Origin of the sequence: Streptomyces sp. P9-2 (assembly GCF_051903975.1) — a bacterium.
Lineage (GTDB): Bacteria > Actinomycetota > Actinomycetes > Streptomycetales > Streptomycetaceae > Streptomyces > Streptomyces cellulosae.
Map to the genome: position 1 here is coordinate 6,573,638 of NZ_CP192633.1, position 17,427 is coordinate 6,591,064.

Consider the following 17,427-nt stretch of genomic DNA (forward strand, 5'->3'; position numbering starts at 1 on the left):
CGCGGGCGGGTGCGGCCCCCGGGTACCCGGAGTACCGCGCCTGTCTCTCCCCGCTCCGCCGTCTCCCGTGCTGCCCTGTCACGCGTCGTGCCCCTCCGCCCGTCCGGCCCGGCGCGCGGCGGCGGCCGCCTCGCGCTCGGCCCCCTTCAGCTCCTCCGCCGCGGCCCGGTCGCGCTCCCGCGCCTCGCCGAGTTCCGCCCCCGCCCGCTCCCGTTCCGTACGGGCCTCGGCGAGCTGCTCCTCCAGGGCGGCCACCCGTTCCCCGGCCTCCCGCTCCCGCTCCTCCGCCTCTTCCAGCGCCCCCGCGGCCTCCTGGCGTGCCGCGCGCCGCCCGCGCAGCCGCTCCTCGGCAGCCCGCGCCTCCTCCCGGGCCCGGGCCGCGCGCTCCTCCCGTTCGGCGCGCCGCCGCTCGGCCTCCTCGTCCTTCTTCGGCGCCGCCGTCGGGTCCGTACGCGGCTTCCGGGCGCGCGCGGGCTCGCGGCGGGGAGGCGCGGCGGCGACCGCGTCCGCGCCGAACTCCGAGGGAGGGGTGAGCACACCTTCCACCCGGCCCGCCTCCCACACCGCGGCGGCCTCCGGGTCGGCGAGCACGGCGCGCAGCGTCGTCTCGACGTCCCGCTGCACCGCGTCCGACAGCGGATGCCCCGCCTCCCGCGCCAGCGCCGCCGCCTGCCGTGACATCTCGGAGACGATGCGACGGCGCTGCGCCGACAGCTCCTTCAGACCGCTCGGGTCGAGCGTGGCGTACGCCTCCCGCAGCGCCCGCCCCAGCTCCAGGAACCGCTCCGCCTCGTCGGGCCGCGACCGCCGCAGCAGGTTCGCGGCCCACCCGGCGAGGGTGGGACGGCGGGCGGCGTGGATACGGCGGGCGTCCTGGGCGCGGCGCCGCGTCCGGGCCCGCGCCGCGCGCTCCTCCCGCCGGGCGACGAACTCCGACGGCGGCAGCGAGTACAGCTCGTCGAGGACCGCCTCGACGTCGTCCTCGGGGCCGGGCCGCCCGTCCTCGCGCCGCATGATCCCCACACAACACCGAACCCGGCGCCCCCGCACATCGGGACGGACCGCCCGTCGGACGCTCGTGGCCAGGGCGTTCACAGGCGCTCGCCCGCCACCTCGTGGTCGTCGGGATCCGGCCCGCCGCCGTTCGCCTTGGCGCGGTGCAGCCGCAGCCGGTCCAGTCGGGAGATGACGGGCGTGGCGCTCACCCCGTGCAGCACCACCGAGGCGATCACCGTGAACGTCACCACCGCCCACAGCACCTCGGGCGGTACCCCGAAGTCGTGCGAGGCCAGCGCGTACGCCAGATAGAACAGGGAGCCGATGCCGCGGATGCCGAAGAAGGCGGTGACCACCCGCTCGCGGGGGCCCGCCGCCACGCCGAACTGGGCGACCCACCCGGTCAGCGGGCGGACGACGAGCAGCAGCAGCACCGCCACCGCCGCGCCCTGCCAGCTCAGCGGGCCGAGCCCGCCCTGGGCGACGAACGCGCCCACCAGGAACAGCAGCACCGCCGTCAGCAGCCGCTCGAGCTGCTCCACGAAGTCGTGCAGCACCCCGTGGTAACCGTGGGTGCGCTCCGCCGCGCGGATCCGGCAGGCGGTGACGAACACCGCCAGGAAGCCGTACCCGTGCACCAGCTCCGTCACCCCGTACGCGAGGAAGGTCGCGGCGAGGGCGACGAACCCCTCGCTGTGCTCCGACAACCGCATCGTCTGCCACCGGGCCCGGAAGAACAGCCGGCCCAGCAGCGCCCCGACGGCGAGGCCCGCGGCCACGCCCGCCGTGCACTTGTAGAGCACGTCCACCAGCAGCCAGTGGCCGACACCGCCGCCGGTGAGAGTCCCGCCCGCGGCGGCCAGGGCCGTCGCGGCGGCCACGAACGGGAAGGCGAGCCCGTCGTTCAGCCCCGCCTCTCCGGTCAGGGTGAAGCGGACCTCGTCCTCGTCGTGCTCCGCGTCCGTCGGCTCACCGACGCGCACCTCGGAGGCGAGCACCGGGTCGGTCGGCGCGAGCACCCCCGCCAGCAGCAGCGCGGCGGCCACCGGCCAGTCCAGCAGACCCCAGGAGAGGGCGGCCACGGCGGCTATGGTCAGCGGCATCGTGATGCCCAGCTGACGCCACACGCCCTGCCAGCTCTCGCGGCCGAAGGGCCGGTTGAGGGCGAGACCCGCGCCCATGAGCGAGAGAACCACGCAGATCTCCGCGAGGTGCTCCACCCACACCCCGTCCGCCACCGGATCGATCTCGGGCAGCGGGAGCGGCAGCACCTGGACGGCGGCGCCGAGCGCCAGGAACACCAGGGGCAGCGACAGCGGCCTGCGGGCCAGCAGCCGCGGGAGCACGGCCGCGCCCAGGGCGACCGCGCCGAGGAGGGCGAAGAGGAAGTCTGCTGTGGTCACCGCTCACTTGTGCCCCCGCCTGCCGTGACGTACGCCCACGTCGGTACGCGGGGTTACTCCCGCCGTGGGATGTCCGCGGCGGCCGGGCCCGGCACCGTGGACGGCGTGAAACTCGACCGTCCCGCACGCCGGGCCTTCCTCGCCGTCCATGTCGTCGCCTCCGCCGGCTGGCTGGGGCTCTCCGCCGGGCTGCTCGCCCTCGGTCTGGCCGCGAACACCACCGGCTCGGCCGCCACGCTGGAGGCGGCCGTGCGGTCCATGCGGCTGTTCGCCGACTGGCTCCTGCTGCCGGTCGCCCTGCTGACCCTCGTCAGCGGACTGGTCCTGGCCCTCGGTACGCCCTGGGGGCTTGCCCGGCACCGCTGGGTGTGGACCAAGTTCTGGCTGACCCTCGCCACCACCACCGCGACCGCCTTCGCGCTGCGGCCGGGGGTGAACGAGGCGGTGGCGGCCGTGTCCGCCGGAGGCCCTCTGCCCGGCGGCGGCGACGTCCTCTTCGGGCCGGTGGTGTCCCTGTCCGCCTACGTCTTCATGACGGTGATCTCGGTCCTCAAGCCCTGGGGGCTCACCCGCCGCGGCAGGCGGCTGCGGCAGGCGGCCCGTAAGGAGACGCCCGCCGAGCCCGCCCGCGTCTGACGGGCGGGCCGCGGCGCACGAGAGCCGCGTCACCTCACAGCGTGCGCTCCAGCCGGTCCGCCATCAGCCGCACGAACCGCGCCGGGTCCTTGGGCCGGCCGCCCTCCGCCACCACGGCGAGGGTGTACAGCAGCTCGGCGGCGTCGGTGAGCTCCGAGCGGTCCTCCCGCTCCGTGTACGCCTCGTTCAGCCCCTTCACCAGGGCGTGGTCCGGGTTGAGCTCGAGGATGCGCTTGGTGTGCGGCACCTCCTGGCCCATGGCCCGGTACATGTTCTCCAGCGCCGGAGTGAGGTCGTTCGCGTCGGCGACGAGGCAGGCCGGGGAGCGGGTGAGCCGCGTCGACAGGCGCACCTCCTTGACGTCGTCGTCCAGCCGCTCGCGCATCCAGCCGAGCAGCCCCGCGTACGCCTCCGCCTGCTGCTTCTGCTCGTCCTCGCTCCTGTCGTCCTCACGCGCGTCCAGGTCGATCTCGCCCTTGGCGACCGACCGCAGCCGCTTGCCCTCGAACTCGCCGACGGCGTCCACCCACACCTCGTCGACCGGGTCGGTGAGCAGCAGCACCTCGATGCCGCGCTCCCGGAACGCCTCCATGTGCGGCGAGTTGTCGATCGTCTCGCGGGACTCGCCGGTGATGTAGTAGATGTCGTCCTGGCCCTCCGGCATCCGCTCCACGTACTGCTCGAGCGTGACCGCCTCGCCGTCCTCGTGCGTGGAGGCGAACGACGCCACCGCGAGCAGCGCCTCCCGGTTGTCGGGGTCGGTGACCAGACCCTCCTTCAGCACCGCGCCGAACTCCCGCCAGAACGTGGCGTACCTGTCCGGGTTCCCGGTCATCATGCTCTTCACCGAGGACAGCACCTTCTTGGTGAGCCGGCGCTGCATCATCCGGATGTGCCGGTCCTGCTGGAGGATCTCGCGGGACACGTTGAGCGACAGGTCCTGCGCGTCCACCACGCCCCTGACGAACCGCAGGTACGCCGGGAGCAGCGCCTCGCAGTCGTCCATGATGAACACGCGCTTCACGTACAGCTGGAGACCGTGCCGCATGTTCTGCCGGAACAGGTCGTGCGGGGCGTGCGACGGGACGAACAGCAGGGCCTGGTACTCGAAGGTGCCCTCCGCGTGCAGCTGGATCGTCTCCAGCGGCTCGCGCCAGTCGTGGCCGATGTGCTTGTACAGCTCGTGGTACTCGTCCTCGGACACCTCGTCGCGCGGGCGCGCCCACAGCGCCTTCATCGAGTTCAGCGTCTCGGGCCCGGCGCCCTCGCCGTCGTCGCCCTTCCCGTTCTTCTCACCGACCAGCCGGATCGGCCAGGTGATGAAGTCCGAGTAGCGCTTGACGATCTCCTTGATCTTCCACACCGACGTGTAGTCGTGCAGCTGGTTGTCCGGGTCGGCCGGCTTCAGGCGCAGGGTCACGGAGGTGCCCTGCGGCGCGTCGTCGACCCGCTCCAGCGTGTACGTGCCCTCGCCGCGCGAGGACCAGCGGGTGCCCTGCTTCTCGCCGGCCTTCCGGGTCACCAGGGTCACCTCGTCGGCGACCATGAACCCGGAGTAGAAGCCCACGCCGAACTGCCCGATGAGCCCCTCCGCCCCGGCCCCGTCCTGCGCCTCCTTCAGCTCCTTCAGGAACTGCGCCGTGCCGGAGTTGGCGATGGTGCCGATCAGCTCGCCGACCTCGTCGTACGACATGCCGATGCCGTTGTCCCGCACGGTGAGCGTCCGGGCGTCCTGGTCGGTCTCCAGCTCGATGTGGAGGTCGGAGACGTCGGCGTCGAGCGTGTCGTCGCGCAGCTTGGCGAGCCGCAGCTTGTCGAGCGCGTCCGAGGCGTTGGAGACGAGCTCACGGAGGAAGACGTCCTTGTTCGAGTAGACCGAGTGGATCATCAGCTGGAGCAGCTGACGAGCCTCTACCTGGAACTCAAACGTTTCGGTCGACATGGTTCGCGATTACCTCACTGGTCCATGAAACGCCGGATACTGGCGCGATCACTGTAGTCAACGCGGCGTCAGCTCCCCACGCTTCCGCCTGATCCGCCGCCCTTGGCGGGCCGGGTCACCGCCGCGTCCAGCAGGGGGCCGAGTTCGCGGGCCGCCGTCGTCAGGGCGCGGACGCTGCGCTCGGCCCGGGCGATCAGGATGGCCCCTTCGAGGGAGCTGATCATCAGCGTGGCGAGCGGCCGGCTGCGCTCCTCGGGCACGCCCATGTCCGCCAGGGCGCCGGCCACCGCGCCCGTCCACCGGGTGAAGGCCGCCTCGACGGCCTGCCGCGTGGAGTCGGCCGTACGGGCGCAGTCCACCGTGGCCGCCGCGACCGGGCAGCCGCCGTCGAACCCCTCGCTCTCGTACTCGTCGGTCCACTGGCGGACCATCTCGGCGAACAGCCCGGACGGCGTCGGCTCCGGCAGCGCGGCGAGGAACCGCGCCACCCGGTTCCCGGCGTAGCGGCCGGCCCAGCCGACGGCCTCGTTGACGAGCTGCTCCTTGCCGTCGGGGAAGTAGTGCTGGAGCGAGCCGCGTGGCGCTCGCGCGTGGGCGGCCACCTCGCGCATGCCCGTCGCGCCGACCCCTTCGCGGCGGATCAGCTGGGCGGCGCTGAACACCATCCGCTCCCGCGGCCCCCGCTCGGCGCCTGCCATCCGGCCTCCCGCATCTCGTCAGCTCCCTGCGGATCCAGCCTATGACCGTCGTCATAAACGCGGCTACTATGACAGCGGTCATAGCAGCGAGGGCGGTGGTGCGGCATGCGGATGGGCTTCGTCGGACTCGGGGTCATGGGGCGGCCCATGGCGCTCAACCTCGCGCGCGCCGGGACCCCGCTCGTGGTGTGGAACCGCACTCCGGAGCGGTGCGCGCCCCTGCGTGACGCCGGCGCCGAGGTGGCCGCCGGCCCCGCCGAGGTGTTCGAGCGGGCGGACACGGTGCTGCTGATGCTGGCCGACGAGGCGGCCGTCGACACCGTGCTCGGCCGCGGCACCCCCGCCTTCGCCGGGCGCGTCGCCGGACGCACCGTCGTCCACATGGGCACCACGTCCGCCGAGTACTCCGCCGTGCTGGAGAAGGACGTACGCGCCGCCGGAGGCGCCTACGCCGAGGCGCCCGTCTCCGGCTCCCGCGTCCCCGCCGAGCAGGGCGGACTCGTCGCGATGCTGGCGGGCGAGGACTCCGTCCTCGCGGACACGCGCCCGCTGCTCGCCCCGATGTGCCGGGAGATCTTCGCCTGCGGGCCGGTGCCGGGCGCCCTGCTGATGAAGCTCGCCGTCAACCTCTTCCTGATCACCCAGGTCACCGGGTTCACCGAGGCGTTCCACTTCGCCGACCGGCACGGCCTCGACCGCGCCCGCTTCCTCGACGTGCTGGACGCGGGCCCCATGGCCAGCTCCGTGTCCCGGATGAAGGCGCCCAAACTGCTCGCCCGCGACTTCGCCGTCCAGGCCGCCGCCACCGACGTACTGAAGAACAACCGCCTGATCGCCGAGGCCGCCCGGGCGGCGGGGGTCGCCTCACCGCTGCTCGACGTGTGCCACGCCCTCTTCGAGGAGACCGTGGCGGGCGGGCACGGCGGCGAGGACATGGTGGCCGTGCTGCGCGCCCTGGAAGCCCGCACCGACGCGGCTCCCGCCCCCCTCGCGGGCCCCGGCGGCGGGCCCGCCTGAGTCCGGCGACGCCCGCACCGCCCAGCGTGCGAGCATGGGCGGATGAGCATCCTCCGCAGGAACAACGTCCGTGTGACCGGGGCCACCACCGGGCGTCCTGTCGTCCTCGTGCACGGGTTCGGCTGTGACCAGAACATGTGGCGTCTGGTCGAGCCGCTTCTCGCCGAGGACCACCCGCTGGTGCTCTTCGACTACGTCGGGGCCGGGCGTTCCGACCTGTCCGCCTGGCAGGAGGATCGTTACTCCTCCCTCGACGGCTACGCCCGCGACCTGGTCGAGGTCTGCGAGGAGCTGGACCTGCGCGACGCGGTCGTCGTCGGCCACTCGGTGAGTTCCATGACCGGCGTGCTGGCCGCGGCCGCCGCCCCCGGGCGCATAGGCGCCCTCGTGATGGTGTGCCCCTCGCCCCGCTACATCGACGAGGACGGCTACCGCGGCGGGTTCTCCGCCGAGGACATCGACGAGCTGCTGGAGTCCCTGGAGTCGAACTACCTCGGCTGGTCCGCGGCCATGGCCCCGGTCATCATGGGAAACCCGGACCGGCCGGAGCTCGGCGAGGAACTGACCAACAGTTTCTGCGCGACCGACCCGGACATCGCCCGGGTCTTCGCCCGCACGACGTTCCTCTCCGACAGCCGCAAGGACCTCGAGACCGTGACCGTCCCCACCCTCATCCTGGAGTGCGAACAGGACGTCATCGCGCCCCGCGAGGTCGGCGCGTACGTCCACGCCGCGGTGCGGGGCAGCGAACTGGTCACCCTCGACGCCGTCGGCCACTGCCCGCAGCTCAGCGCCCCCGAGGCCACCGCCTCGGCGATCCGCGCGTTCCTGTCCTCAGGGGTCCGTTGAACCCGGGCGCCGCGGACGACCCCGGCGCGAAGACGCCCGGCGCCCGACCCGCGTTCAGCTCCCTGCTGGAGGACTCGGCGGAGGACCTGTACGAGTCGGCGCCGTGCGGCTACCTGTCCACCCTGATGGACGGCACCATCGCCAAGATCAACGCCACCCTGCTGGGATGGCTCGGCCTGTCCCGTGAGGACGTCGTCGGCCGCAAGCGGTTCAGCGACCTCCTCACGGTCGGCGGCCGGCTCTACCACGAGACGCACTTCGCCCCGCTGCTGCGCATGCAGGGCCACCTCGGCGGCGTCGCGCTGGAGATGCGCACCGCCGCCGGACCCCGGCTGCCGGTCCTGGTCACCTCCACCCTCAAGCGCGGCCCCGACGGCGAACCGCTGCTGATCCGCACCACCGTCTTCGACGCCACCGACCGGCGCTCCTACGAGCAGGAACTGCTGCGGGCCCGCCGGGCCGCCGACGATGCCCGCGAACAGGCCGAGGCCGACCGCGCCCAGCTGCGCGAGGCCCTGGCCGTGCTCCAGCGCAGCCTGCTGCCCGACACCCTCCCCGACCTCCCCGGCGTGGAGACGGCCGGCTACTACCACACGGCCTCCGCGATGGAGCTCGGCGGCGACTTCTACGACCTGTTCCCGCTCGACGACACCCGGACCGCCTTCTTCCTCGGCGACGTCTGCGGCAAGGGCCCCCAGGCCGCGGCCCTGACCTCGCTCACCCGCTACACCCTGCGCGCCGCCATGATCCAGGACGCCGACCCGGTGGACGACCTGCGCATCCTCAACCGGGCCCTCATGGAGCGCTACACCGACGACGACCCCCGCTACTGCACCGCCGTGGCCGGCGTGTTCGAACGGGTGGGGGACACCTTGACCGTCCGGCTCGCCTCCGGCGGCCATCCGCCCGCGCTCGTCCTGCGCACCGACGGCACGGCCGAGTACCTGAGCACCCGCGGCGGCATGCTCGTCGGCGTGCTCGCCACGGCGCAGTTCGTCGAGGTGCGCACCGTGCTGCGGCCCGGCGACACGCTGCTGCTCTACACCGACGGCCTCACCGAGGCCCGCGTCGGCCCCGGCCGGGACCTCTACGGCTACGACGCGCTGCGCTCGTTCGCCGCCGCGCGCGCCCCCGCGGGCAGCCGCGCCCTCGTCGACGCCCTCACCGCGCTGCTGCGCGACTTCGGCGACGGCCTCGACGACGACACCGCGCTCCTCGCGATCGGCGTCCCCGCCACCCCCTGACCACCCGTTTCCAGCACCAGTTTCACGGAACGAACAGAGCGACCCCCATGAAACCCCTGACGATCGTCTCGTCCCGCACGCCCGCCGGCCCCCTCCTCGAGGTGGCCGGCGACCTCGACCACAGCAACGCGCACCAACTGCGCAAGGCCGCCGTCGGCGCGGTCGTGTCCTCCGGGCTGATGCTCGTGATGGACCTGGGCGAGCTGGGCTTCTGCGACTCCAGCGGCATCACCGCGCTGATCGCCGTCCGCAACCACGTGGTCGCGGCGGGCGCCGGACTGATCCTCGTGGCCGTGCCCGAGGCACTGCGCCGGCTGCTGCACCTCACCGGCCTCGACCAGGTCTTCGACCTGCGCGACAGCCACCGCCTCCAGACGAACTGACCGCCCGCCCCTGCCGGGTCACGCGCCCGTCCCCGCCGGGGGACGCGCCGGTCCTCGCCGGGTCACGCGCCTGCCCTTGCCCGGGTCCACGCACCCCCTCGTCCCGGTCCGTACACCGTTGACGAGGGCCGTTCGATTGTTCTTGCGCCATCCGGGGCACTCGGGGTGTGCCGAAAGCGCCGCCGGTGGCTCCTGAGCCGTCGCGGGGCCGGCACAGGACTAGCGCGAGGGGAAACCGGCGGTGACGGTGCGTATCGGAGCAGAGGAAGAATTCCACGTCCTGGACGCGGAGAGCGGGCGACTCGTGCCACGGGCCGGACTGCTGTTGGAAAGACTCGGCACCACCGGTTTCAGCAGCGAGCTGCAACAGTCCGCGGTGGAGAGCAACAGTGAGGTCCACGACACCCTCGACGGGCTCTACGCCGACCTGTCCGGCACCCGGCGCCGCCTGGCCGCCGCGGCCGCCGAGGAGGGCCTGGCCGTCGTCGCGGCCGGCACCGTGCCGCTGGCCCGGGTGACCCCGCGGGACGTCACCGCCAACGCCCGCTTCAGGCGGATGGCGGACGAGTACCGGCGGGTCGCCGACGAACAGCTCATCTGCAGCGCCCAGGTGCACGCCGACGTGCCCGACCGCGACACCGCGGTCCGCGCCATGTGCCTGGTGTCGCCCTGGCTGCCGCCGCTGCTCGCGCTGTCCGCCAGCTCTCCGTACTGGCTGGGCTCCGACACCGGCTACGCCTCCTGGCGCACCATGCTCTGGCAGCGCTGGCCCACCGCGGGCCCGGCCGGCTGCTACCGGAACGCCGCCGAGTACGACGCCGCCGTCGCGGAACTGATCGGCTCCGGCGTCATCAGCGACAGCGGCATGCTGTACCAGGACGTCCGCCCCTCCGCCCACCAGCGCACGCTGGAGCTGCGGATCGGCGACGCCTGCCCGCGCGCCGAGACGGTCGTGCTGATCGCCGGACTGTTCCGGGCGCTGGTGCGCGACGCCTGCCACCGCCTGGAGCGAGGCGCCGACCCGCGCTGCGACGGCCACCACGAGTGGCTGCGCGCCGCCGGCTGGCGTGCCGCGCGCTCCGGCCTGGAAGGCCCGCTGGTCGACCCGTGGACCCGCCGCGCCGCCCCGGCCCACCTGGTGCTGCGCCGCATGCTGCACCGGCTGCGCCCCGCCCTGGAGGCGTCCGGCGACTTCGTCAACGTGCGCGACCTGCTCGACGAGGCGCTCGCCGCCGGCAGCGCGGCCGACCGGCTGCGCCGCACGGTCCGCGAGGCCGACCTGCCGACCGGCATCGACCTGCTCGTCACCGAGACGCGCGGCGACCGCTTCCCGGCCCGCGCCGGGGTCCGCCGCCCGCGCCCCCAGGTCGCCACCACCCACCACGTCAACGGCCGCTCGCGCCTCCACCCGGTCACCGCCCCGGGCACGCCGGGCTGATCCGGCGCACCGGCCCGCGCCGCGTCCGGCGACGGGCCCGCCACCCGATCCCGAACCAGGAGAGTGATCAACTTCCCATGTCCAGGACCAGCCACGCCGTCACCCAGCAGGACACCGCCCCCAGGGACCGGGAACCGAGGGAAGGGAGGAACCACTGATGTGCGGCCTCAGCGGGGAGATCCGGCTCGACGGCGGACGGCCCGACATCGCGGCGGTGGAGCGCATGACCGACCGGCTCGCACCGCGCGGCCCGGACGGACGCGGCCTGTGGTCCCAGGGCCCGGTCGCCCTCGGACACCGCCGGCTGAAGATCATCGATCTGTCGGAGTGCGGCGCCCAGCCCATGACCGACCCGGGCGCCCGCCTCACCGGCGTCTTCAACGGCTGCGTCTACAACTACCGTGAGCTGCGCGACGAACTGCACGCCCTCGGGCACCGCTTCTTCTCGCACTCCGACACCGAGGTCGTGCTCAAGGCGTACCAGCAGTGGGGCGCCGGCTGCGTCGACCGGTTCCACGGCATGTTCGCCTTCGTGATCGTCGAGCAGGACACCGGACGCGTCGTCCTCGCCCGCGACCGGCTCGGCATCAAGCCGCTCTACCTGTCGGCCACCTCGGAGCGCCTGCGGTTCGCCTCCTCGCTGCCCGCCCTGCTCGCGGCCGGAGGCGTCGACACCTCCCTCGACCCGGTCGCCCTGCACCAGTACCTGAGCTGGCACGCCACCGTGGTCGCGCCCCGCACCGTCCTCAACGGCGTGCGCAAGCTGCCCCCGGCCACCGTGCGCGTCGTCGAGCCCGACGGCACCCAGCACGACCGCCGCTACTGGCACCCCCTGCACACCCGGCGCCCCGCGTACGCGGACCTCACCGCGGACGACTGGACCGACGCCGTCCTGGACGCCCTGCGCACGGCCGTGCGCCGCCGCATGGTCGCCGACGTGCCCGTGGGCGTGCTGCTCTCCGGCGGCCTGGACTCCAGCCTGATCGTCGCGCTGCTCGCCGACGAGGGGCAGCGGGACCTGGCCACCTTCAGCGTCGGCTTCGAGTCCGAGGGCGACGAGGACGGCGACGAGTTCCACTACTCGGACCTGGTGGCCCGGCACTTCGACACCCGCCACCACCAGCTGATGGTGCCCTCCGACCGGGTCGCCGGCGCCCTCGACGGAGCCGTCCGCGCCATGAGCGAACCCATGATGAGCCACGACGTGGTCGCCTTCCACCTGCTGTCCGAGCAGGTCGCCAAGGAGGTCAAGGTCGTGCAGAGCGGGCAGGGCGCCGACGAGGTGTTCGCCGGCTACGACTGGTACCCGGCGATGGCGGGCGCGCCCCGCGAGCGGGCCGCCCAGGCGTACATCGACGCCTACGCCGACCGCTCCCACGCCGACATGGCGCACGTGCTGCGGCCCGAGATGCTGCCCGACCGGGACACCTCCGCCGAGTTCGTCCACCAGCACATGGCGCAGGACGGCGCCGACACCGCCCTCGACGCCCAACTGCGCCTGGACACACTGGTGATGATGGTCGACGACCCGGTCAAGCGGGTCGACAACATGACCATGGACTGGGGCCTGGAGGCCCGGGTGCCGTTCCTCGACCACGAACTGGTGGAGCTCGCCGCCGCCTGCCCGCCCGAGCTGAAGCTCGCCGACGGCGGCAAGGGCGTCCTGAAGGCCGCGGGCCGCCGTGTGCTGCCGCGCGAGGTCGTCGACCGGCCCAAGGGCTACTTCCCGGTCCCCGCGATCCGGCACATGGCCGGGCCCGTCCTCCAGCGGGTCCGCGACACCATGACCGCCCCCGAGGCCCGGAACCGCGGCGTCTTCCGCGAGGAGTACGTGGAGCGGCTGCTCGCCGAGCCCGACGCCCACCGCACCCGGCGCGGGGCCAACGCCCTCTGGCAGATCGCCCTGCTGGAGACCTGGCTCCAGACCCACGGGATCCGATGACGGCGACCCGGAACCCCGGCAGCGCGCTGTACGCCCCGGAGTCCGCCCCCCTGGCCGACACCGCGGCGCCGTACGACCTGCCGCCCCCGGCGGTGCACGGCTGCTGGTACCCCTCCGCCGACCCGAGCGGGCGGCATGTCGCGTTCATCTGCGACCGGGCCGGGGTGCCGCAGCTGTGGACCGGCCCCGTCGACGGCCCGGAGGTGCGCCGGCTCGACGCCGACCCGCACCCCGTCACGGAGGTGTCCTGGTCGCCGGACGGCCGGTGGATCGCCTACACCACGGCGCCCGGCGGCGGCGAGCTGACCCGGGTGCTGTGCGTACGCCCCGACGGCACCGGCCGGCACCTGCTGGCCGGCGGCGAGTCCGGCACGTCCGCGCGGCTCGGCTCCTGGCAGCACGACGGCTCCGCGATCGCGGTGACCGTCACCGAGTCCGCCCCGCCGGGCCACGCCGACCGCTACCACGCGGAGGCGCCCGCACCGCCCGGCACCGAGCACGCCCCGCAGTGGGCGGGCCGAGACGGCCGGGCCGTCCTGCTCGACCCGGCCGGAGGACGGCTCGGGGCGGCCGACGGCGGCGTACGGCCGGCCTCCGACCGGGAGCTGGAGGAGCGGACCCTGTCCGCCTACCTCGTCGACCCGGAGGGCACCGCCGCGCCCGTCCTGCTGTTCAGCGAACGCGGCGCCGCCAACCAGCGGGTGTGCGACCTCAGCCGCGACGGCCGCCTCGCCCTCGTCTACCGGGGCCCCCGCGGACGCCGCGAGGCGCTGGTCGTGCGCACCGAGGACTCCGCCGTGACCTGCGCCTTCCCGGTCGCCGACGGTGACCCCTGGGTGGGCGGCTTCTCCCCGTCCGCGGGCACGCTCTGGCTGCGCAGCGACGCCGGACGCGAGTACGCGGCCCTGCTCGCCGCCCACCTCGACCCGCGCGGCGAACTGCACACCACACGCGTCGTCGCCGAACGCGAGGACTGCGGCCTGGAACTCCTCGCCCTCGGCCACGACGGCCGCCGCGCCGTGCTGGCCTGGAACCGGCACGGGGTCAGCGACCTCGAACTGCTCGTACTCAAGTCCGCGCCGCCGTACGGCACCGAGGCGGGCGCAGCCCCACCGCCCTCGGCCGGCGACGCACGCCGCGTCGACCTGCCCCACGAGGTCGTCACCCGCGTCGCGCCCACCGCCGACCCCGACGCGCCCGTCGTCGCCCTGTCCGGCTCACGGCGCCACCCCGGCGTGTGGTGGCTACCGCACGGCGCGCCCCTGCGCACCCCGTGGTCCTCCCGCGACGAGGACGCCTTCCCGCCCGGTTTCACCCCGGTGAGCCCCACCCCCATGCGGCCCGTCGCCCGGGACGGCCTCCAGCTCGGCGGCTGGTACTACCGCGCCCCCGGCCGCTCGCCCGGAGAACCGGCGCCCTGCGTCCTCCATCTGCACGGCGGACCGGAGGAACAGGAACGCCCCGTCCTCGACCCCCTCTACCTGGAGCTGCTCAACCGGGGCCTGGACGTGTTCGCCCCCGACGTGCGCGGCTCCTCCGGCCACGGCCGCAGCTTCACCGACGCCGACCTGGGCGCCGGACGCTTCTCCGCGATCAACGACGTCGCGGACTGCGCGGCCCACGTGATGGTGGAGGGCCTCGCCGACCCCCGGCGCATGGCCGTCATGGGCCGCTCCTACGGCGGCTACCTCACCATGGCGTCCCTGGTGTGGCACCCCGACCTCTTCCGCACCGGCGTCGCCGTGTGCGGCATGTCCGACCTGACCACTTTCTTCGAAGGGACCGAGCCGTGGATCGCGCAGTCCGCCGCGCACAAGTACGGCCATCCGGAACGCGACCGGGACCTGCTGCGCGCCCTGTCGCCGATGAGCAGGATCGACTCCCTGCGCGTCCCGGTCCTCGCCGTGCACGGCGAGCACGACACCAACGTGCCGCCCGGCGAGTCCGAACAGTTCATCAGGGCCGCGCGGGAAAGGGGTCTTGAGGCGGAGCTGCTCCTGCTGCGTGACGAAGGTCACGATTTCCGGCGCGCCGACAACCGCCGCCTGTTCCGGCGCACCGCAGGTGAGTGGCTCGAGCGGCACCTGGCGGGCTGACGTCTCCGACGTACCTGTCACACTTCATGGGCGTGCGGGGGAGCGATGCGGGTAGTCGCGCGGTGTGATCGAGTAAAAGGCGGACCGGATGGATTCAGTTCCTGTCGACGAGGGGGAAACGGTGCCAGGCGCACCCCGGCTGCGGGCTTCGTACGCCCTGAACGCCGAGGGCGCGTGGATAGCGCAGGCACGGCACCTCGCGGCCGAGTTCCTCGACCGGGCGCGGACGCAGGACGGCCTGCCGGTGCCGGAGCGGGTGGTGGAGATCACCCAGCTCGTGGTCAGCGAACTGGTGACCAACGCCCGGAAGTACGCGCCGGGCCCCGTCGAACTGGACCTGCGGGTCTTCGGCGGCGCCGTCGAGGTGGTCGTCCACGACGGCAACCCGGAGGTGCCGCGGCCCCGGGACGCCGACCCCGGCCGGGTGGGACAGCACGGCCTGGAGATCGTCATGGCCGTCGCCGAGGCCCTCGACGTCCGTCAGGAGGCGGAGGGCAAGAGCATCACCGCGCGCATCGCCCTCTCCGCCTGACCGCTTCCTCCCCTTCTCAGCTCTTCGCCGAGCCCTCGTCCGGCACCCGCTCCAGGTGGATCAGGGCGCTCGCCCAGTCGCCGCTCGGCAGACCGACGTCCAGCCCGTACTCCGTCAGCACCGTCGCGTGGTGCACCGCGCCCGTCGCCGTGTCCCGGAAGCGGGCGCCCGGCCGCAGCCCGCGCAGCCTGAGCGGCACCCGCGGCGAACCGTGCCGCGGGCTGGCGCGGAAGGCCAGCACCACCGCCTCGCTCCCGTCCGGGGCCGTGTACTGCACGGCCGACGTGCCGTCGCCGTACGGGTCGCCGATCCGGTACTGGTCGCCGTGCTGCACCAGATGCCGGATCTCCTTGTAGCGGGCCACCAGTTCGGCGGCCTCCGACAGCTCCTCCTCGCTCCAGCGGGTGAGGTCCCCGCCGACACCGAGCAGCCCGGCCATGGCCACGTGGAACCGAAAACTCAGCGGCACGGACAGCCGGGTGAGCTGGTTGGGCACATCCGTCACCCACGCGGACATCAGCCGCGCCGGGTACACCTGGCTGAAGCCCCGCTGGATGCCCAGCCGGTCCACGGCGTCGGTGTTGTCGGACGTCCACGCCTGGTCCGTGCGGGCCAGGATGCCCAGGTCGATCCGGCCGCCGCCACCGCTGCACGTCTCGATCCGCAGCTCCGGGTGCGCCTCGCGCAGCCGGTCCAGCACGCCGTACAGGTGGTGCACGTAGCGCGTCCACAGCCGGTCGTTGCCGTCCTCCCGGCCCGGCCAGCCGGACTCGCCGAAGACGCGGTTCATGTCCCACTTGAGGAAGTCCACGCGGTGCTCGGCGACCAGCCGGGTGAGCCAGTCGAACGCCCAGTCGGCGACGTCCCGCCGGGCGAAGTTCAGCACGAGCTGGTTGCGCAGCTCGCTGCGCGGCCGGCCCGGCAGGTGCAGCACCCAGTCGGGGTGCGCCCGGTACAGGTCGCTGTCCGGGTTGACCATCTCCGGCTCCACCCACACGCCGAACCGCATGCCGAGCCGGCGCACGGCGTCGGACAGCGGCCGCAGACCGTCCGGGAAGCGGTCCGGCGTCGGCGTCCAGTCGCCGAGGCCCGCCCGGTCGCTGCGACGGGCGCCGAACCAGCCGTCGTCCACCACGTACAGCTCCACCCCGAGCCGGGCCGCCCGCTCGGCGAGCGCCAGTTGGCTCGCCTCGTCCACGTCGAAGCCGGTGGCCTCCCAGGAGTTGTAGAGCACCGGCGCCGTCTCGTCCGCGTGCCGCAGCACATGCGTCCGGACGTACGCGTGCCACGCCCGGCTCGCCGCACCGAAACCGCCGTCGCTGAACAGCCCGGCCGACACCGGCGTGGTGAACTCCTCGCCCGGTGCGAGCGGCACGCGCGTCCCCTCGTGGCCCACGCCGCCGGTCAGCCCCGCCCGCCCGTCCGGCGTGCGCTGCACGGTGATCCGCCAACTGCCGCTCCACGCCAGGGCCGTGCTCCACACACGCCCCTGCTCCTCGTCCGCGGTGCCGTCGTCGAGCATGGTCCAGGGGTTGGCGTGATGGCTGGTGATGCCGCGCCGGCTGGTCAGCACGGTCTCCCCGTGCGGCAGCCGTTCCCGGTGCAGCCGCGTCTCCGCCGACCACTGGCCGGTGACATGGCTCAGCCGGTAGTCGGACAGGGGCGGCAGCGTCCACGCGGCGGAGTCGGCGCGCAGCAGGTCCACCCGCTCGTCGCCGTCGTTGCGCAGCACGGTCCAGCGCTCGATCACGTCCGTGTCGGCGCGCACCCGGTAGTGCAGCGCGACCGACAGCGGCACGACCCGGTCGCGGAACTCCAGGACCAGCTCCTCACGGCCCGGCGCCGCGTCGTCCACCCGGTGGCCGACCGGCTCCCACTCGAAGGCGCGGGAGCCGTCCGCGTACCGCACCTGGAGCGAGGGCGGCCCGTAGCGGGTGCCGCCGTCCACCGGCAGCTCCTCACCCACGGCCGGCCGCCCCTCGAAGCTGTTCGACGGCTCCGTGAACGGCGCCGCGAGCGTGTCCGCCTCCTCGGGCGTGAGGCGCGGGCCCCACGCCACATGACAGGGCGCGCCGGTCTCGTCGATCCGCAGCGCGTACGACGTGCGCGGGGTGGTCAGCAGCCAGACCCCGGTGTCCGGGGAGCGGGTGATGAGCGGCATGGTGCCTCACGATCGGCGTCAGGGGATTGCACCGCACACCCAAGCGCGTCTTTCGATCACACGTCAAGAGCGGCCTGCGTCTTACGTTTA

At 73.8% G+C, this 17,427-nt stretch carries 14 protein-coding genes; 9 read left to right on the forward strand and 5 right to left on the reverse strand.

Annotated elements, in window-relative coordinates:
* Positions 1-78 precede the first annotated feature (78 nt).
* Together ACQY0Z_RS29775 and ACQY0Z_RS29780 are read right to left on the reverse strand one after the other, a co-directional pair.
* Positions 79-1,014 (reverse strand): hypothetical protein, encoded by a 936-nt coding sequence (locus tag ACQY0Z_RS29775; RefSeq protein WP_439813113.1) that lies wholly within the window; start codon positions 1,012-1,014, stop codon positions 79-81.
* Between the two features lie 77 nt (positions 1,015-1,091).
* Entirely contained in the window at positions 1,092-2,399 is a 1,308-nt protein-coding gene (locus ACQY0Z_RS29780) for a cation:proton antiporter (protein WP_254586724.1), read from the reverse strand.
* A gap of 69 nt (positions 2,400-2,468) precedes the next feature.
* Between ACQY0Z_RS29780 and ACQY0Z_RS29785 the strand changes: the two genes are divergently transcribed.
* The gene (locus ACQY0Z_RS29785) at positions 2,469-3,035 is read left to right on the forward strand and encodes a DUF2269 family protein (RefSeq protein ID WP_347226637.1); all 567 of its coding nucleotides are present in this window, start codon (positions 2,469-2,471) and stop codon (positions 3,033-3,035) included.
* A gap of 34 nt (positions 3,036-3,069) precedes the next feature.
* On the opposite strand, the gene htpG is transcribed toward ACQY0Z_RS29785, so the two are convergent.
* Positions 3,070-4,977, reverse strand: coding sequence for a molecular chaperone HtpG (htpG, locus tag ACQY0Z_RS29790; RefSeq protein WP_439813114.1), 1,908 nt, complete (start codon positions 4,975-4,977; stop codon positions 3,070-3,072).
* A gap of 68 nt (positions 4,978-5,045) precedes the next feature.
* Complete coding sequence (locus tag ACQY0Z_RS29795; protein ID WP_189900565.1) at positions 5,046-5,675, reverse strand: TetR/AcrR family transcriptional regulator; 630 nt, start codon at positions 5,673-5,675, stop codon at positions 5,046-5,048.
* A 105-nt stretch (positions 5,676-5,780) separates the two neighbouring features.
* On the opposite strand from ACQY0Z_RS29795, the gene ACQY0Z_RS29800 reads away from it, so the two are divergent.
* The 8 genes from ACQY0Z_RS29800 to ACQY0Z_RS29835 all read left to right on the forward strand — a co-directional run bounded on the left by ACQY0Z_RS29800 (position 5,781) and on the right by ACQY0Z_RS29835 (position 15,176).
* Entirely contained in the window at positions 5,781-6,692 is a 912-nt protein-coding gene (locus ACQY0Z_RS29800) for an NAD(P)-dependent oxidoreductase (protein WP_189900567.1), read from the forward strand.
* 42 nt (positions 6,693-6,734) lie between these two features.
* Positions 6,735-7,541 (forward strand): alpha/beta fold hydrolase, encoded by an 807-nt coding sequence (locus ACQY0Z_RS29805; RefSeq protein WP_189900569.1) that lies wholly within the window; start codon positions 6,735-6,737, stop codon positions 7,539-7,541.
* A complete protein-coding gene (locus ACQY0Z_RS29810) occupies positions 7,538-8,785 on the forward strand; it encodes a PP2C family protein-serine/threonine phosphatase (protein ID WP_189900571.1) in 1,248 nt (415 codons plus the stop codon). The genes ACQY0Z_RS29805 and ACQY0Z_RS29810 overlap by 4 nt, the downstream gene beginning before the upstream one ends.
* A gap of 47 nt (positions 8,786-8,832) precedes the next feature.
* A complete protein-coding gene (locus ACQY0Z_RS29815; RefSeq protein ID WP_254586721.1) occupies positions 8,833-9,168 on the forward strand; it encodes an STAS domain-containing protein in 336 nt (111 codons plus the stop codon).
* A 241-nt stretch (positions 9,169-9,409) separates the two neighbouring features.
* Positions 9,410-10,606: a carboxylate-amine ligase gene (locus tag ACQY0Z_RS29820; RefSeq protein ID WP_439813115.1), complete on the forward strand. Its 1,197-nt coding sequence runs from the start codon at positions 9,410-9,412 to the stop codon at positions 10,604-10,606.
* A 157-nt stretch (positions 10,607-10,763) separates the two neighbouring features.
* Positions 10,764-12,548, forward strand: coding sequence for an N-acetylglutaminylglutamine amidotransferase (locus tag ACQY0Z_RS29825; RefSeq protein WP_189900574.1), 1,785 nt, complete (start codon positions 10,764-10,766; stop codon positions 12,546-12,548).
* Positions 12,545-14,644 (forward strand): S9 family peptidase, encoded by a 2,100-nt coding sequence (locus ACQY0Z_RS29830; protein ID WP_254586720.1) that lies wholly within the window; start codon positions 12,545-12,547, stop codon positions 14,642-14,644. The genes ACQY0Z_RS29825 and ACQY0Z_RS29830 overlap by 4 nt, the downstream gene beginning before the upstream one ends.
* Positions 14,645-14,732: 88 nt before the next feature.
* Complete coding sequence (locus ACQY0Z_RS29835; RefSeq protein WP_439813116.1) at positions 14,733-15,176, forward strand: ATP-binding protein; 444 nt, start codon at positions 14,733-14,735, stop codon at positions 15,174-15,176.
* 16 nt (positions 15,177-15,192) lie between these two features.
* On the opposite strand, the gene ACQY0Z_RS29840 is transcribed toward ACQY0Z_RS29835, so the two are convergent.
* A complete protein-coding gene (locus ACQY0Z_RS29840) occupies positions 15,193-17,337 on the reverse strand; it encodes an alpha-galactosidase (RefSeq protein WP_439813117.1) in 2,145 nt (714 codons plus the stop codon).
* Between the last annotated feature and the right edge of the window lie 90 nt (positions 17,338-17,427).

Excerpts from the sequence above, each read along its gene's own strand:
- ACQY0Z_RS29775 (WP_439813113.1), bottom strand. The coding sequence starts at position 1,014 with ATGCGGCGCGAGGACGGGCGGCCCGGCCCCGAGGACGACGTCGAGGCG.
- ACQY0Z_RS29785 (WP_347226637.1), top strand. The coding sequence starts at position 2,469 with ATGTCCGCGGCGGCCGGGCCCGGCACCGTGGACGGCGTGAAACTCGAC.
- htpG (WP_439813114.1), bottom strand. The coding sequence starts at position 4,977 with ATGTCGACCGAAACGTTTGAGTTCCAGGTAGAGGCTCGTCAGCTGCTC.
- ACQY0Z_RS29795 (WP_189900565.1), bottom strand. The coding sequence starts at position 5,675 with ATGGCAGGCGCCGAGCGGGGGCCGCGGGAGCGGATGGTGTTCAGCGCC.
- ACQY0Z_RS29800 (WP_189900567.1), top strand. The coding sequence starts at position 5,781 with ATGCGGATGGGCTTCGTCGGACTCGGGGTCATGGGGCGGCCCATGGCG.
- ACQY0Z_RS29805 (WP_189900569.1), top strand. The coding sequence starts at position 6,735 with ATGAGCATCCTCCGCAGGAACAACGTCCGTGTGACCGGGGCCACCACC.
- ACQY0Z_RS29815 (WP_254586721.1), top strand. The coding sequence starts at position 8,833 with ATGAAACCCCTGACGATCGTCTCGTCCCGCACGCCCGCCGGCCCCCTC.
- ACQY0Z_RS29825 (WP_189900574.1), top strand. The coding sequence starts at position 10,764 with ATGTGCGGCCTCAGCGGGGAGATCCGGCTCGACGGCGGACGGCCCGAC.
- ACQY0Z_RS29830 (WP_254586720.1), top strand. The coding sequence starts at position 12,545 with ATGACGGCGACCCGGAACCCCGGCAGCGCGCTGTACGCCCCGGAGTCC.
- ACQY0Z_RS29835 (WP_439813116.1), top strand. The coding sequence starts at position 14,733 with ATGGATTCAGTTCCTGTCGACGAGGGGGAAACGGTGCCAGGCGCACCC.
- ACQY0Z_RS29840 (WP_439813117.1), bottom strand. The coding sequence starts at position 17,337 with ATGCCGCTCATCACCCGCTCCCCGGACACCGGGGTCTGGCTGCTGACC.